This is a genomic window from Testudinibacter sp. 'clade 2' (assembly GCF_006227735.1).
In the GTDB taxonomy this organism is placed as follows: Bacteria; Pseudomonadota; Gammaproteobacteria; order Enterobacterales; family Pasteurellaceae; genus Chelonobacter.
Map to the genome: position 1 here is coordinate 1 of NZ_VDHB01000097.1, position 16,393 is coordinate 16,393.

The 16,393-nt window shown below is 46.1% G+C and carries 12 protein-coding genes and 1 pseudogene; 9 read left to right on the forward strand and 4 right to left on the reverse strand.

Features of this window, described 5'->3' with window-relative positions:
- The first annotated feature begins 139 nt into the window (after nucleotides 1-139).
- A pseudogene (gene tnpA, locus FHQ30_RS08295) lies at nucleotides 140-604 on the forward strand (IS200/IS605 family transposase).
- A gap of 239 nt (nucleotides 605-843) precedes the next feature.
- Here the strand turns inward: tnpA and rimO are convergent.
- Nucleotides 844-2,178, reverse strand: a complete 1,335-nt coding sequence (gene rimO / locus FHQ30_RS08300; protein ID WP_139611986.1) for a 30S ribosomal protein S12 methylthiotransferase RimO — start codon at nucleotides 2,176-2,178, stop codon at nucleotides 844-846.
- Nucleotides 2,179-2,607: 429 nt separating this feature from the next.
- On the opposite strand from rimO, the gene aceE reads away from it, so the two are divergent.
- From aceE to lpdA, 3 genes are all read left to right on the forward strand, one after another.
- Nucleotides 2,608-5,271, forward strand: a complete 2,664-nt coding sequence (gene aceE / locus FHQ30_RS08305) for a pyruvate dehydrogenase (acetyl-transferring), homodimeric type (protein WP_139611987.1) — start codon at nucleotides 2,608-2,610, stop codon at nucleotides 5,269-5,271.
- A 24-nt stretch (nucleotides 5,272-5,295) separates the two neighbouring features.
- Nucleotides 5,296-7,191: a pyruvate dehydrogenase complex dihydrolipoyllysine-residue acetyltransferase gene (gene aceF / locus FHQ30_RS08310; protein WP_139611988.1), complete on the forward strand. Its 1,896-nt coding sequence runs from the start codon at nucleotides 5,296-5,298 to the stop codon at nucleotides 7,189-7,191.
- An 88-nt stretch (nucleotides 7,192-7,279) separates the two neighbouring features.
- A complete protein-coding gene (lpdA, locus tag FHQ30_RS08315; protein ID WP_139611989.1) occupies nucleotides 7,280-8,704 on the forward strand; it encodes a dihydrolipoyl dehydrogenase in 1,425 nt (474 codons plus the stop codon).
- A gap of 136 nt (nucleotides 8,705-8,840) precedes the next feature.
- Here the strand turns inward: lpdA and arsC are convergent, their stop codons facing one another.
- The 3 genes from arsC to ansA form a co-directional block, all read right to left on the reverse strand.
- The gene (gene arsC / locus FHQ30_RS08320) at nucleotides 8,841-9,248 is read right to left on the reverse strand and encodes an arsenate reductase (glutaredoxin) (RefSeq protein ID WP_139611990.1); all 408 of its coding nucleotides are present in this window, start codon (nucleotides 9,246-9,248) and stop codon (nucleotides 8,841-8,843) included.
- Nucleotides 9,249-9,344: 96 nt separating this feature from the next.
- Nucleotides 9,345-10,775: an alanine/glycine:cation symporter family protein gene (locus FHQ30_RS08325; RefSeq protein ID WP_132964587.1), complete on the reverse strand. Its 1,431-nt coding sequence runs from the start codon at nucleotides 10,773-10,775 to the stop codon at nucleotides 9,345-9,347.
- Nucleotides 10,776-10,927: 152 nt separating this feature from the next.
- Complete coding sequence (ansA, locus tag FHQ30_RS08330) at nucleotides 10,928-11,938, reverse strand: asparaginase (RefSeq protein WP_139611991.1); 1,011 nt, start codon at nucleotides 11,936-11,938, stop codon at nucleotides 10,928-10,930.
- Between the two features lie 282 nt (nucleotides 11,939-12,220).
- Between ansA and FHQ30_RS08335 the strand changes: the two genes are divergently transcribed.
- The 5 genes from FHQ30_RS08335 to nanA are packed head-to-tail and all read left to right on the forward strand — an operon-like array spanning nucleotide 12,221 to nucleotide 16,109.
- Complete coding sequence (locus FHQ30_RS08335) at nucleotides 12,221-12,913, forward strand: N-acetylmannosamine-6-phosphate 2-epimerase (protein WP_139611992.1); 693 nt, start codon at nucleotides 12,221-12,223, stop codon at nucleotides 12,911-12,913.
- Between the two features lie 12 nt (nucleotides 12,914-12,925).
- On the forward strand, nucleotides 12,926-13,837 hold the full coding sequence (locus FHQ30_RS08340) for an N-acetylmannosamine kinase (protein WP_139611993.1): 912 nt from the start codon (nucleotides 12,926-12,928) through the stop codon (nucleotides 13,835-13,837).
- Nucleotides 13,838-13,849: 12 nt separating this feature from the next.
- A complete protein-coding gene (gene nanQ, locus FHQ30_RS08345) occupies nucleotides 13,850-14,320 on the forward strand; it encodes an N-acetylneuraminate anomerase (RefSeq protein ID WP_139611994.1) in 471 nt (156 codons plus the stop codon).
- Nucleotides 14,321-14,338: 18 nt separating this feature from the next.
- Complete coding sequence (locus FHQ30_RS08350) at nucleotides 14,339-15,205, forward strand: MurR/RpiR family transcriptional regulator (RefSeq protein ID WP_132964575.1); 867 nt, start codon at nucleotides 14,339-14,341, stop codon at nucleotides 15,203-15,205.
- 25 nt (nucleotides 15,206-15,230) lie between these two features.
- Nucleotides 15,231-16,109: an N-acetylneuraminate lyase gene (gene nanA / locus FHQ30_RS08355; RefSeq protein ID WP_139611995.1), complete on the forward strand. Its 879-nt coding sequence runs from the start codon at nucleotides 15,231-15,233 to the stop codon at nucleotides 16,107-16,109.
- The last annotated feature ends 284 nt before the right edge of the window (nucleotides 16,110-16,393 follow it).

Below are 16,393 nucleotides of genomic sequence, written 5' to 3' on the forward strand. Positions count from 1 at the left end.
TATAGGCAGACGAAGGCTGCCTATAAAAACCATACGCTATGCGTATGGAATCAAAGAGCTTAAGCGATGAAAAGAAAAAATCCTCCGATATAATGAACAAGGCTGACAACCAAAATTCAAGATATAGGAGGATATGCCAATGGCAAGTAAGTCCAATGACGATTCGAGTCTATCACACACAAGATAGAACTGTAAGTATCACATAGTCTTTATCCCAAAATTCAGACGAAAAGCGATTTATGGGAAATTACGAATGGATATAGGCAGCATATTACGGCAGTTATGCCATTACAAAAATGTCGAAATAATAGAAGCCCACGCAATGAAAGATCATATTCATATGCTCTTAAAAATTCCGCCAAAGCTGGCAGTATCAAGTTTCATGGGATATTTAAAAGGGAAATCGTCGCTCATGATTTTTGAAAGACATGCAAACCTAAAATATAAGTATGGAAACCGAAATTTTTGGGCGAAAGGTTATTATGTAAGTACAGTGGGTTTAAATACAAAAGTTGTAGAGGAATATATCAGGAATCAGGAAAAAGAAGACATGATTCAAGATAATTTATCGAAGAAAGAATATGTGGACCCCTTTAAGGGGTAAGCCACAGAGTTATTGTACAGTTGTCAGTCTTTTCACATGCCCCTTGAGGGGCATGTGAAGTACTAGGCCCTTATAGGGTAGCCGAAAAACCGCACGTTTCACGTGCGGATTGTTATTTTTGTCCTGATAGTGGGATTATTGAAATAGGGGATAAATTGAGGGTAATGAACAAAAAAACCGCAGCCTGTTTCCCACTGCGGTTTTGTTTTTGACGTTATTGCGCTTAAAGTGCGGTCGGATTAGACAATCTCACCCCATAAATCATATTCATCCGCATTATGGATCACCGCTTGCACAATATCACCGACCTTGACCGCACTTTGGCTTGGATTGTCTAAATAGACTACGCCGTCGATCTCTGGCGCATCTGCCATTGAGCGTCCGATGATGCCGTCATCATCAATTTCATCAATAATGACTGCCAATGTTTTGCCGATTTTTTGTTGTAGCCGTTGCGCGGAGATCTGTTGCTGCAACTGCATAAAACGATGGAAGCGCTGTTCTTTAATCTCTTCCGGCACTTGGTCGTCCATTTCGGTTGCAACGGCACCGTCCACCGGGCTGAATTTGAAACAGCCGACGCGATCCAGCTGTGCCTCTTGTAGGAAATCCAATAACAGTTGAAAATCCTGTTCTGTTTCGCCCGGAAAGCCGACGATAAAGGTCGATCGCAGGGTTAATTCCGGGCAGATTTGTCGCCATTGTTTAATCCGTTCCAACGTGCGCTCAATCGCACCGGGACGCTTCATTGCTTTCAAAATTTTCGGGCTGGCGTGTTGTAGCGGAATATCCAAATACGGCAAAATTTTGCCTTCTGCCATTAATGGAATTAGTTTATCCACATGCGGATAAGGATACACATAATGCAGTCGCACCCAAATATTCAATTTTGCTAACTGTTCACAGAGTGACAGTAAGTCGTTGCGAATTGGCATGCCATTCCAAAATGCGGTTTTGCTTTTGTCAGCTTTGGTTTTATCAAGGGTGTAAGCAGAAGTATCTTGCGACACCACCAACAACTCTTTCACTCCGGCATCAGCCAATCGTTTGGCTTCGTCCAGCACATTGCCGATCGGGCGGCTGTCTAAATCGCCACGCATCGACGGAATGATACAGAAGGTGCAGCGGTGGTCGCAGCCTTCGGAAATTTTGAGGTAGGCATAGTGTTTTGGGGTCAGTTTTATCCCTTGTTTCGGCACCAAGTTGATATATGGGTTGTATTCGGGTTTGGGCACATATTGATGCACCTGTTTCAACACGGTTTCATAACTGTGTGGGCCGCTCACTTCCAACACTTTCGGGTGCACTTGGCGGATCTGATCTTCTTTGGCGCCTAAGCAGCCGGTGACGATCACCTTACCGTTTTCTGCCAGCGCCTCGCCAATCGCCTCCAGTGATTCTTGCACCGCGCTGTCGATGAAACCGCAAGTGTTGACGATCACCAGATCGGCGTTGTCATAACTCGGCACAATGTTGTAACCGTCGGCGCGCAGTTCGGTGAGGATTCGTTCGGAATCGACCAGATTTTTGGGGCAGCCTAAACTTAAAAAGCCGATATTGGGTGTGGTGCTCATATCATTTCTCAACATTTCAATAATAAATAACAGGAATAAAATCGGGGCGATTGTATAGAATTTGAGGTAAAAAGGCTAGGAACTGTTGATCTTTGCAGCGTTTTTTGATCACAAAGTGCGGTTTTTGGGGAAAAATAGGTCTCAAAATATAAACAAACATCAACAGCTGTGAGTAGCCATATATGAAAAAATTAACATTTTTATAAAAAAAGTTGAGTGATTAGCAGATATTTTGCACTTAAGGATTAATATTTGGTGCATTTTAGGCTATATTAGACAGGATAATTTTAGCATTTTTATTACAAATTGTTAAAAATGCGAATGGTGTTTTAAAATGCTTTTCTTTTTAATTACTTATTATAAATTCTGGGGAATTCGGTGATTTAGCGCCGATTTCAAGTGTTTTTTAATCAACAAAAGGGAATTACCATGTCCGATATGGTTAAAAATGACGTGGATACAGTGGAAACCAACGATTGGTTGTTGGCGATTGACTCCGTTATCCGTGAAGAGGGCGCAGAGCGTGCTCAATTTATTATCGAACAATTAATGCAGCGTGCCAGAGCAAACAGTGTTGCTTTGCCAACCGGTATCAGCACCGACTACGTTAATACCATTCCAACCAGCGAAGAACCGAATTACCCTGGCAATTTGGATTTAGAACGTAGAATCCGTGGCGCTATTCGCTGGAATGCGATGATGATGGTGTTGCGTGCCTCCAAAAAAGATTTGGAATTGGGCGGCCATATGGCGTCGTTCCAATCTTCCGCTACCATTTATGAAGTGTGCTTCAACCACTTTTTCAAAGCGGCGACCGAGAAAAACGGCGGCGATTTGGTGTTTTTCCAAGGGCATATTTCGCCGGGAATTTACTCCCGTGCCTTCCTTGAAGGTCGCTTAACGGCAGAGCAGTTGGATAATTTCCGCCAAGAGGTGCATGGCAAAGGCATCTCCTCTTATCCGCACCCGAAATTGATGCCTGAATTCTGGCAGTTCCCGACGGTTTCAATGGGATTGGGCCCGATCAACTCGATTTATCAAGCGCGCTTCCTGAAATATCTACACAATCGTGGCTTGAAAGATACTGCAGATCAAACGGTTTATGCTTTCTTGGGTGACGGCGAAATGGATGAAGTGGAATCGCGTGGTGCGCTTTCATTTGCAGCGCGTGAAAAGCTGGATAATCTGGTATTTGTGATCAACTGTAACTTACAGCGGCTTGACGGTCCGGTGACCGGCAACGGCAAAATTATCCAAGAGTTGGAAAGTCTGTTTATCGGCGCTGGCTGGGAAGTGATCAAAGTGATTTGGGGTCGCCGTTGGGATCGCTTATTGCAACGTGACACCACCGGCAAATTGTTGCAATTGATGATGGAAGTGGTCGACGGCGATTATCAAACCTTTAAATCTAAAGACGGGGCTTACGTGCGTAAACACTTCTTTGGACGTTACCCTGAAACCGAAGCTTTGGTTGCGGATATGACCGATGATGAAATCTGGGCGTTGAATCGTGGTGGTCATGACCCGATCAAAGTCTTTGCGGCATTTAACAAAGCCAAACAGGTGCAAGGCAAACCAGTGGTGCTGTTGGTTAAAACCATCAAGGGCTACGGCATGGGCGATGCGGCAGAAGGCAAAAATATTGCCCACCAAGTCAAGAAAATGGATATGTCCGGCGTGCGTCATGTGCGTGACCAATTCTCGATTGATCTCAGCGACGAAGAAGTAGAAAAACTGCCGTATATTACCTTCGAAAAAGATTCCGAAGAGTATAAATATCTGCACGAGCACCGTAAAGCGCTGCAAGGCTATGTACCGACACGCTCACCACGTTTCACTACCGAGCTGGAAGTGCCGGAGCTGGAAGAGTTTGCGCAACTGTTTGAAGCGCAATCCCGTCCGATTTCTACCACGATGGCGTTTGTCCGTTCCTTAAATGTATTGTTGAAAAACAAATCAGTCGGTAAACACATTGTGCCGATTTTAGCCGACGAAGCCCGCACTTTCGGGATGGAAGGGTTGTTCCGTCAAATCGGAATCTACAATCCACACGGTCAAAACTATACCCCGCAAGACAGAGAGCAAGTGGCTTACTACCGTGAAGCAATTGATGGTCAAGTCTTGCAGGAAGGGATCAATGAATTGGGCGCTACCTCTTCTTGGTTGGCGGCAGCAACGTCTTACAGCACCAACAATGTGCCGATGATTCCGTTCTTTGTTTACTACTCAATGTTTGGTTTTCAACGGGTTGGCGATCTGATGTGGGCAGCAGGCGATCAACAAGCGCGCGGTTTTATGATCGGCGGAACTTCCGGTCGTACCACCTTGAACGGTGAAGGTTTGCAGCATGAAGACGGCCACAGCCACATTCAGTCGCTGACCATTCCGAACTGTATTTCTTACGATCCGGCATTTGCCTATGAAGTTGCCGTGATTATGCAAGATGGCGTACGTCGTATGTATGGTCCTGAGCAAGAAAATATTTATTACTACATCACCACCTTAAACGAAACTTACGATCAACCGGCAATGCCGAAAGGGGCAGAAGAAGGCATTCGTAAGGGCTTGTATAAGTTTGAAACCGTCACCGGTCAAGGCAAAGGCAAAGTGCAGTTGTTGGGATCCGGCGCAATTTTACGTTATGTTCGTGAAGCGGCGAAACTGTTGGCAGACGAATACGGGGTAACTTCCGATGTTTACAGCGTGACCTCATTCACCGAAGTTGCGCGTGAAGGCGCAGATGCCGATCGTTGGAATTTGTTGCACCCGACACAAACCGCTCGTGTGCCTTATATCGCACAGGTGATGAACGATGCACCGGCAATCGCAGCAACTGATTACATGAAACTGTTTGCAGAGCAAGTGCGTCCGTTTATTCCGGCGCAAAGCTACCGTGTATTGGGTACTGACGGTTTCGGTCGCTCCGACAGTCGTGAAAACTTGCGTGAACATTTCGAAGTGAATGCACAATATATTGTTGTGGCGGCATTGACCGAATTAGCAAAACAAGGTGTGGTTGATAACCAAGCGGTAGCCGATGCCATTAAGAAATACGGCATTGACGCAGATAAAATCAATCCATTGTATGCTTAATTGTCATTAGAAAAAGGAAATAGCATGTCTAAACAAATTCAAGTGCCGGATATCGGCAGCGATGAAGTGACAGTTACCGAAATTATGGTAAAAGTAGGCGATAGCGTTGAAGTTGAGCAGAGCTTGATCAATGTGGAAGGCGATAAGGCCTCCATGGAAGTGCCTTCGCCGGAAAGTGGTGTCGTCAAAGAAATTTTAGTTAAAGTGGGCGATAAAGTATCGACTGGTTCAGCGATGATGGTGTTTGAAAGTGCGGTCGCAACCACGGAAGCTAAAGTTGAAGCTAGACCTGAAGCTGTACCAAGCGCCGCTCCTGCGGGGCAAAGTGCGGTTGTTGATGTCAGCGTGCCGGATATCGGTGGCGATGAAGTCAACGTCACCGAAATCATGGTGAAGGTTGGTGACAGCGTTAGCGAAGAGCAATCACTGTTGACTGTTGAAGGTGACAAAGCCTCGATGGAAGTGCCAGCACCGTTTGCCGGTGTAGTAAAAGAAATTTTAGTGGTTGCCGGGGACAAAGTCTCTACCGGTTCACTGATTATGCGCTTTGAAACGGCAGCCGCCGCTTCTACTGCTGCACCAACACAGACTGAAGCCGCCGCACCGACTGCCAGTGCGGCGCCATCGGTGGTGGATGTTAATGTGCCAGATATCGGTGGCGATGAAGTCAATGTCACTGAAATTATGGTCAATGTTGGCGACAGCATTAGCGAAGAGCAATCGTTAATCACCGTCGAAGGTGACAAAGCCTCGATGGAAGTGCCTGCGCCGTTTGCGGGCGTGCTGAAAGAGATCTTGATCAAAGTCGGGGACAAAGTCTCTACCGGCAGTTTGATTATGCGCTTTGAAGTCGCAGGTGCGGCACCGGCTCAAGCGGCAGCACCACAAGCAGCCACAGCAGCTAAAGCGGAATCAGCACCATCGACTAGCGCAGCAGCTGCACAATCAGTTGGCTCACAACAAGATGTCACGGCAAGTGCGGTTTTTGCCCATGCAACCCCGGTGGTGCGCCGTTTGGCGCGTGAGTTCGGTGTTAATCTGGATAAGGTTAAAGGTACCGGGCGTAAAGGTCGTATTCTGAAAGAAGACGTGCAAGCCTATGTCAAAAATGCCATCAAACTGGTCGAATCCGGTGCAGTTGCGGCGACAGCAGGTGCTGCACCGTCTGGAGCCGGTTTGGGCTTGTTGCCTTGGCCAAAAGTGGATTTCAGCAAATTTGGCGAAGTGGAAGAAGTGGAACTGGGTCGTATCCAGAAGATTTCCGGCGCTAACCTGCATCGTAACTGGGTGATGATTCCGCATGTCACTCAATGGGACAAAGCCGACATCACCGATTTGGAAGCGTTCCGTAAAGAACAAAACGTGCTGGCAGAGAAACAGAAACTGGATGTGAAAATCACGCCGTTGGTGTTTATTATGAAAGCGGTTGCCAAAGCGTTGGAAGCGTATCCACGTTTCAACAGCTCAATTTCAGAAGATGCACAACGTCTGACCTTGAAAAAATACATCAATGTCGGTGTGGCGGTGGATACACCGAACGGTTTAGTAGTGCCAGTGTTCCGTGATGTCAACAAAAAAGGCATTATTGAACTGTCGCGTGAATTGGCTGAAATCTCGAAAAAAGCCCGTGCAGGCAAGCTGACGGCATCGGATATGCAAGGTGGCTGTTTCACCATTTCTAGCCTTGGCGGCATTGGTGGTACGCACTTTACGCCGATCGTGAATGCGCCTGAGGTCGCTATTCTGGGCGTGTCTAAATCGGAAATGACGCCGGTCTGGAACGGCAAAGAGTTTAGCCCGCGCTTGATGCTGCCACTGTCGCTTTCTTATGATCACCGTGTGATTGACGGAGCGGACGGCGCCAGATTTGTGACCTTCATCAATGGGGTACTGTCGGATCTACGCCGCTTGGTCATGTAATGACTTAACGCCTCTCCGTCAATGCGGAGAGGTTCGGAACAGAAATTGAAAGTGCGGTTTCGTATAAAGCCAAATTTAAGAGGTTATTATGAGTAAAGAGATTAAAACACAGGTGGTGGTTTTGGGTGCCGGCCCGGCGGGTTACTCCGCAGCGTTTCGTTGCGCCGATTTGGGATTAGACACCGTGATCGTCGAGCGTTTTTCAACCTTGGGCGGCGTTTGTCTGAATGTAGGCTGTATTCCGTCCAAAGCTTTGCTGCATGTAGCAAAAGTGATTGAAGAAGCCAAAGCGTTGGCACAACATGGCATCGTGTTTGGTGAGCCAAGCACCGATGTGGATAAAATTCGTGGTTGGAAAGAGAAAGTAATCAACCAACTGACCGGCGGGCTGGCCGGTATGGCGAAGATGCGTAAGGTACAAGTGGTGAATGGCTACGGCAAATTTTCCGGCGCCAACTCCTTGATCGTGGCCGGAGAAGACGGTGATGTCACGATTAAATTCGACAATGCGATTATTGCGGCGGGTTCACGCCCGATCCAGTTACCGTTTATCCCACATGAAGATCCACGCATTTGGGACTCAACCGATGCGCTGAAATTAACCTCAGTACCGGAAAATCTATTGATCATGGGCGGTGGTATCATCGGTTTGGAAATGGGTACGGTATATCACGCACTGGGTTCAAAAATTGATGTAGTTGAAATGTTTGACCAAGTGATCCCGGCGGCAGATAAAGACATCGTCAAAATTTATACCAAACGCATTGAGAAAAAATTCAATCTGTTGCTGGAAACCAAAGTGACCGCAGTGGAAGCCAAAGCCGACGGCATTTATGTGTCGATGGAGGGCAAAGCAGCCAATGAAACCCGCCGTTATGATGCGGTGTTGGTGGCAATCGGGCGTACCCCTAACGGTAAGTTGATCGATGCCGGTGTTGCCGGAGTGGAAGTGGATGAACGTGGTTTTATCCGCACCGACAAGCAAATGCGTACCAACGTGGATCATATTTTTGCGATTGGTGACGTGGTCGGACAGCCGATGTTGGCGCACAAAGGCGTGCATGAAGGTCATGTTGCGGCAGAAGTGATTGCGGGCAAAAAACACTATTTCGATCCGAAAGTGATCCCATCTATCGCTTACACCGAGCCGGAAGTGGCATGGGTCGGCAAAACCGAGAAAGAGTGTAAGGCGGAAGGCATCAACTACGAAACCGCACTTTTCCCTTGGGCAGCCTCCGGACGTGCGATCGCTTCCGACTGTGCAGACGGGATGACCAAATTGATTTTCGATAAAGATTCCCATCGTGTGATCGGTGGCGCAATCGTCGGTACTAACGGCGGTGAGTTGTTAGGCGAAATCGGTTTGGCGATCGAAATGGGTTGTGATGCGGAAGATTTGGCGCTGACCATCCATGCGCACCCGACCTTGCACGAATCCGTCGGTTTGGCGGCAGAAGTGTTCGAAGGTACGGTGACTGACTTGCCGAATGCGAAAGCGAAGAAGAAAAAATAGTTTTTAAATGAACTGAATCAAGCCGTAGCGAATTTCTCTACGGCTTTTTTATGCTTAGCGAATACACCGGCAAGAATGGCGAGCGCAACCCACAGGGTTAAATAACGTTCAAACAGTCCCATGAGCATGTTCCTGGTTAGCGTGGATAAATTGCTTCACCGTCTTCTTTGTAGAAAACAGTGGGCAAGGCAACAGGCAGAATCTCTAACACCGCTTCGGACGGGCGGCACAGTTTACAGCCTTTTGGGGTGATCACAATCGGTCGGTTAATCAAAATCGGCTCTTGCAGCATAGCCGCAATAATCTGGTCATCGCTGATATTATCGTTATCTAACCCCAAGTCGTGATATGGTGCAACGTTACGACGCAACAATTGCTGCGGGCTGATTGCCATTTTTGCCAGTAAATCGCGCAGGGTGGCTTCATCGGGCGGATTTTCCAAGTAGTGAATCACTGTCGGCTCAATACCGCAATGGCGGATCAAGGCTAATACATTGCGTGAAGTACCGCATTGCGGGTTGTGATAGAGGGTTATAGCGGACATAGTCATTTCCTATTATTTCAATATTTATTGAAATATTAATGCAAAAAAGTGCGGTTAGCGTATCGTCAAACCGCACTTTTGTATTCATTCAAGCAGCTATTTCTGGCCTTTCCAAGCGTTACGATCAATATCCAGTTCTGGGAACTGATCTGGGTTAAATACGGGATCTTCGATGCCTTGTTTCAATTGATTACGGTAATCGGTGAGCAGACGCATCACTTGTGGGAACAGCATGATTAATGCCAGCAAGTTGAATAGTGCCAACACCCCCATTAGTGGATCGGAGAAGAAGAATACTGCCGTTGCACCCGGGGCGGTTGCGCCTAAGAACAGAATGACGATAACAGCTAAACGGAGTAACAGAATCGGTAACTTCTCTTTTTTGCCGTAGAACAAGAAGCTCATGGCATTTTCACCGAGGTAGTAGTTATAGATTACTGAGCTGAATGAGAACAGCAAAATAGAGAAGGTGAGCAGGTATTGCGACCAGTTGCCTAAGTGGTGTACTAATGACTGTTGGGTCAGTACCACACCGTCAATTTCTGCACCCGGCACATAGACATCGCCCAATAAAATAATGAAGGCAGTACAGCTACAGATAATAATCGTATCAATAAACACGGATAATGACTGTGCAATCCCTTGTGTGACCGGGTGTTTAACATCAGCGGTTGCCGCAACGTTAGGCGCAGAACCCAGACCGGCTTCATTGGAGAACAGACCACGACGCATTCCTTGAGCTATGGCGACACCCATACCACCGCCGACCACGGAATCTAATCCGAAAGCACTTTTGACAATCGTGGTGATAACGGCCGGCAGCTCAGTGATATTCATCACGATAACGATGATTGCCATCGCCATATATAGCAATGCCATTACCGGGATGATGACATCAGACGCTTGTGAAATACGTTTGATACCGCCAAAGATAATCAAGCCGCCAAGTAATGCAAGCAAAATACCGGTATAGATTCGCTCGATTCCGAGGCTATCCAGCATGGCACCGGCAACGGTGTTACCTTGGAAAGCATTAAAGCCGATCGAGAATGAAACAATCAGACAGATTGAGTATACAATCGCCATCCAACGGTATTTTTCGCCCAATCCGTGTACGATAAAGCGTGCAGAGCCGCCGCGGAAATGACCATCGTGGGTTTTGTGTTTATATAGTTGTGCAAGGGTACATTCGACGATACTGGTGACCATGCCGATTAAAGCAACCACCCACATCCAAAACACTGCACCCGGCCCGCCTAAAGAAATGGCAACAGCGACGCCGGCGATATTACCACCACCGACACGTCCGCCAATCGACACCAACAGTGCCTGACGTCCGGTAATACTTGTACTGTTAGCATTGGTTTTGTCTTGGCGCAGTGATTTAAACATCCGTCCGAAATAGCGAAACTGTGCCCAGCCGCTGATGATACTGAAGAGCAAGCCGAAAATGATTAACATTGGAATCAGCGCCCAGCCCCAAGTGAGGTTGCCGATCAAATCAAAAAATGCTTGAATGTATTCCATTGAATACCTCCGAATAAGATAATTAATTATTTATTATGATTTAACAGAAAATCCGCTGTAGTATATCGGTAAAAAACAATTTTGCTTAGTGAATATTCTGTTTTTTGTGATATTTGTTTGATAAATTTCAATCGAAAAAGCAAAGTGCGGTCTCACAGCGAGACTTCGCCGCGTAGATTCGTTGTCATTTTCTGCCGTACTTGCTCAATTGTTAACGTTTGGCTTAACAGAAAATGCATCTTTGCCAATGCTGCTTCGACCGTCATATCATGCCCGCTGATCACACCGACTTGCTCCAGCGCATTGCCGGTGGCGTAGCCCCCCATATTGACTTTACCGGCAAAACACTGGGTCAGATTCAATACGATAATGCCTTTCTGATAAGCACTGTGCAGCAAATCCAGAATTTCCGGGTTATCTGGTGCGTTGCCGATACCAAAGGTTAATAAAATCAGCGCATTGACCGGCTGCTGCAAAATATTGCGGATAACATCAGGCGAAATCCCCGGATACAGCATCACAATCCCAATTGGCTGCGGCGTAATATTGTGCAGTTTAAATTCCCCTCTGGCACTGACATTTAGCGCTGCATAATTGATAGCAATATTGATCCCCGCCTCGACCAACACTGGATAGTTGGGGGAAGAAAATGCATCAAACCCATCTGCATGGCTTTTGGTCGAACGGTTGCCACGAAACAGCTTATTGTTAAAAAATAAGCAAACTTCACGGATAGGGTAGTGGGCGACCAGATATAGCGCATTCAACAAATTGGTTAAACCGTCGGAACGCAGCCCGGAAATCGGAATTTGCGAGCCGGTGACGATCACCGGTTTGGTTAGATTCTCCAGCATGAATGACAGTGCAGAGGCGGTGTAAGCCATGGTGTCGGTGCCGTGTAGAATAATAAAGGCATCATAATCGTGATAATGTTTTTTGATATCATCGGCAATTTGCTGCCAATGCTGCGGTGTCATATTGGCGGAATCTATCAGTTCATCGTATTCGTGTACGATAAAGTGCGGTATTTCGGCGCGTTGTAGCTCAGGTAGGCTGTTTAAATAAGAAGACATAAATCCCGGTTGTGGCACATAACCGCACTTTGACGGTTTCATACCGATTGTGCCGCCGGTGTAGGCGATGTAAACAGATTTTTTTTGCATAATAATCGATGGATAAGTAGGGTCTGTTGCTTTTGTCTAAAATATAAACAAACATCAACAGACCCTAGTGAACAATAGGCGAATTATAACGTTTTTATATGCTAAAAAGTAGCTTCGCGATTGCTCGGGATCAGATTTATCTTTGCTGATTTTGACGGCGATAGTTCAATTTATGATAAAGATCTCATTTTTTAACGATTTCACTTGTTATGATTGAAATGAAGTATTACTCTATGCGTATTGAAGTCAATCTTCTTTAAATTTGTAGTATGTGGAGTTAAAATGTCAAAACTAAATAAAGAAAAAATATTGGCTATGCTTGAACAGGGGTTAATTGCATCTTGCCAGCCGGTAGATGATGGTCCGATGGATTCACCGGAGATTGTGGCAGCGATGGCTCAGGCATCAGTAATAGGGGGTGCCGCGGGATTGCGTATTGAGGGGATCGACAATTTAAAAGCGACTCGTGCAAAAGTTGATGTGCCGATTATCGGTATTGTAAAGCGCGATCTGGAAGATAGCCCGGTTCGTATTAGCCCGTTTTTACAGGATATTGATGATTTGGCAGCGGCTGGCGCGGATATTATTGCTTTTGACGGTACGGATCGTATTCGTCCGGTGGCGCGTGATGTGATTATTGCTCGGATTAAAGCGTTGGGCTGCCTTTCAATGGCGGATTGCTCCAATTTTGAAGAAGGTATGTACTGTCAAAATCTTGGTGTAGATTTGATCGGTAGTACCATGTCCGGTTATACCGGTGGGGAAATTCCGTCAGAACCGGATGTCAAACTGGTGCAGGATTTGAAAGCTGCCGGCTGTCGCGTGATGGCAGAAGGGCGCTATAATTCGCCGGAAATGGCTGCAATGGCAATTGAAAACGGTGCTTATTCGGTCACGGTCGGCTCGGCGCTAACTCGTTTGGAGCATATTGTCGGTTGGTTTGTTGATAAAATTAATGCCGTTAAAAATAAATAGGAATCTGTTAACATGAAGTGTTGTTTAGCGATTGATATTGGTGGAACCAAAATAGCCAGTGCGTTGATTACCGGCAAAATTATCGAACAACGCCAACAAATTAGAACGCCACAGGATGAAGCCGCAAGTGGTATGAGGCAGGCACTGGCTGATATTATACAGCAACAGCAAGGCATGTTTGACTCGGTTGCAGTTGCCTCAACAGGCATCATCAACAAAGGTATCTTGACCGCACTTAACCCGAAAAATCTGGGTGGCTTGGCGGAATTCCCATTGCTGGATACAATCGCTGAGTATACGGCGGCACCGATCGGTTTGTTGAATGACGTACAGGCAGCAGCCTATGCGGAATATCAATTATTGACGAAAAAAGTTGAGAATTTTGTTTTTATCACCGTTTCAACCGGTGTTGGCGGTGGCATTATTCTGAATGGAAAGTTGCAAATCGGTCCGAACGGCATTGCCGGTCATATCGGGCATACGCTGGCGGATCCAAACGGCCCTATCTGTGGCTGCGGACGACAAGGTTGTGTCGAAGCGATTGCAGCCGGACGGGCAATTGAAGCTGCCGCAGCGAAGTGGGATGATCCTTGTGAACCGGCAGAAGTATTCGCCCGTTTTCGTCAAGGCGTGCCACAAGCGGTTGAAGTGGTGCAACGCTCAGCGAGAGCCATTGCCAATTTGATCGCCGATTTAGTGATCGCGAATGATATTCAGCGAGTAGTGTTGGGGGGCAGCGTCGGTTTAGCGGAAGGCTATTTGCCGTTGGTGAACAGTTATTTGCAGCAGCTACCGCACTTTTATCAAACCGAAGTGGTACCAGCGGCTTGCGGATCAGATGCCGGTTTACTGGGGGCGGCACTTTGGTGGCAGAATGAATTAGCCACAAAACAAAAAAACCGTAAAAATTTCAATAAAAGATAAGGGATTGCGCATATGATTTTAGGGGATTTGAACAAAGATAACGGCACATTGGGCTTGTCACCGGTGATTGCTGAAGTTTGCGAATATTTAAAAGGCTTAGATTTGCAAGCACTAACCTTGGGCAGACACGAGATTAATGATGATATTTTCATGAATGTGATGGAGTTTGAAACCGCAGCGGCAGACAGCAAAAAATCGGAATTGCATCATCGTTATTTAGATGTGCAGTTATTGATTTCCGGAGCGGAGCTGATTGAATTTGGTGTCGGAAACCCTGACTTGAGCGGTTATGAAGACTATCAGGACGAAGATGATTACCAATTGACGGCACAACCAATCGCATATAAAAATAGCGTATTGCTTGCGCCGAACATGTTTGCGATTTTCTTTCCGTATGAAGCGCACAAACCGGGTTGTCATGTGGACGGGCAGAGTGTTAAAGTGAAGAAATTGGTCGTTAAGATCCCATATTCACTACTATAAATTATCGAGGAACACATTATGAATCAAGGTGGAAAAATTTTAGATACGATCGGTGCTTTACAAAGCAGCCTAACTAAAACGGAAAAGCGGATTGCAGCAGCCATTTTGACCTCTCCCGATTTGCTCAACCAATGTTCATTATCGGAAGTTGCTGCGAAATTGGATGTCGGCGAAGCGACATTCATCCGTTTTTGCCGTACTTTAGGTTTCAAAGGCTATACCGATTTCAAACTGGATCTCGCCATTGAATTGGCAACGCAGAATAAAGAAAATGGTTCACTGTTGGACACCGATATTGCCGGAGAAGACGGGCCGGCAGAGATTGCGCTAAAACTGCAAAGCGTGCTGTCGAATGTAATTTCAGAAACCATCAATCTATTGGATTTTGATGAATTGGAAAGAGTGGTGGACAGCATTCGTCAATCCAGACGGATTTTCGTATTTGGTGTGGGATCATCCGGTTTAACGGCGGAAGATGCCAAACATAAATTCTTGCGAATCGGCTTGCAGGTCGATGCCTTAACCAATAACCACTTTATGTATATGCAGGCTTCATTGCTGAATAGCAACGATATTGTTATTGGTATTAGTCATTCGGGTTATTCGGTTGAAACAACCCAAGCACTGAAAATCGCCAGATCCAATGGGGCAAAAACCGTAGCGATCACCCACAATTTACGTTCGCCGATTACTGAAGTTGCCGATTATGTACTGATCAACGGCAATCGCCAAGGGCAGTTGCAAGGGGATTCGATCGGTACCAAAATTTCCCAATTATTCGTGATGGATTTGATCTACGCGCTGCTAGTGCAGGCAGAGCCGGATAATTCCATGAGTAAAAAACAAAAAACGCTTAACGTTATTCTCGAACAACGTATCAAATAATTTTATTAATCCTTCAGGAGAGTTCATGAAAAGTTTAAAAGGTATTTTTAGTGCATTATTAGTGTCTTTCAATGCGGACGGCACAATTAATGAAAAAGGCTTGCGCCAAATCGTTCGTCACAATATTGATAAAATGAAAGTGGACGGGCTATATGTTGGTGGCAGCACCGGTGAGAATTTTATGCTCTCGACCGAAGAGAAAAAAGAGATTTTCCGCATTGCCAAAGACGAAGCCAAAGATCAAATTGCGCTGATCGCTCAAGTGGGCAGTGTGAACTTGAAAGAAGCGGTGGAATTGGGCAAATATGCTACTGAATTAGGCTATGACTGTTTGTCTGCAGTGACGCCGTTCTACTACAAATTCAGCTTCCCGGAAATCAAACACTTCTATAACACCATCATTGAAGCCACCGGCAACCGTATGATCGTGTATTCGATTCCGTTCTTGACCGGCGTGAACATCGGTGTAGCACAATTCGGTGAACTGTATGAAAATGAGAAAATCATCGGTGTGAAATTCACCGCAGGCGATTTCTATCTGTTGGAACGCTTGAAAAAAGCGTATCCGAACCACTTAATCTGGGCGGGCTTCGATGAAATGATGTTACCGGCAGCGGTATTGGGCATCGACGGCGCAATCGGCAGTACCTTCAACGTCAACGGTATTCGCGCACGTCAAATTTATGAAAAAGCGCAAGCCGGGCAAATTCAGGAAGCATTGGAAATCCAACATGTTACTAACGATTTGATCGAAGGGATTTTAGGCAATGGCTTATATTTGACCATCAAAGAGTTGTTGAAACTGGAAGGGGTGGACGCAGGTTATTGCCGTGAGCCGATGACCAAAGAATTAACTGAAGCACAAATTGCCGTTGCAAAAGAGTTGAAAGCGAAATATCTTTAATACCGCACTTTACTCAGTCGCATAGATGTTAGCTGAATAGATTGGCTGCATAGACAGCGGTCGAATATTTGACAGAAAAAGATGAACCCAGTGCGGTTCATCTCAGATTATTGACAAAGATATTTGATTAGGCTGGGTAGGGGCGGATTATATATCCGCCCGTTTGCGAAGTGCGGTATAAGCGCTTAATCAATAAAGGAAAAATGCAAAGTGCGGTTCGGGGCGATATATAATCGCCCCCTACTTTTACAATATTAATCGTGTGTTTTAACCTTTGTCAGCAG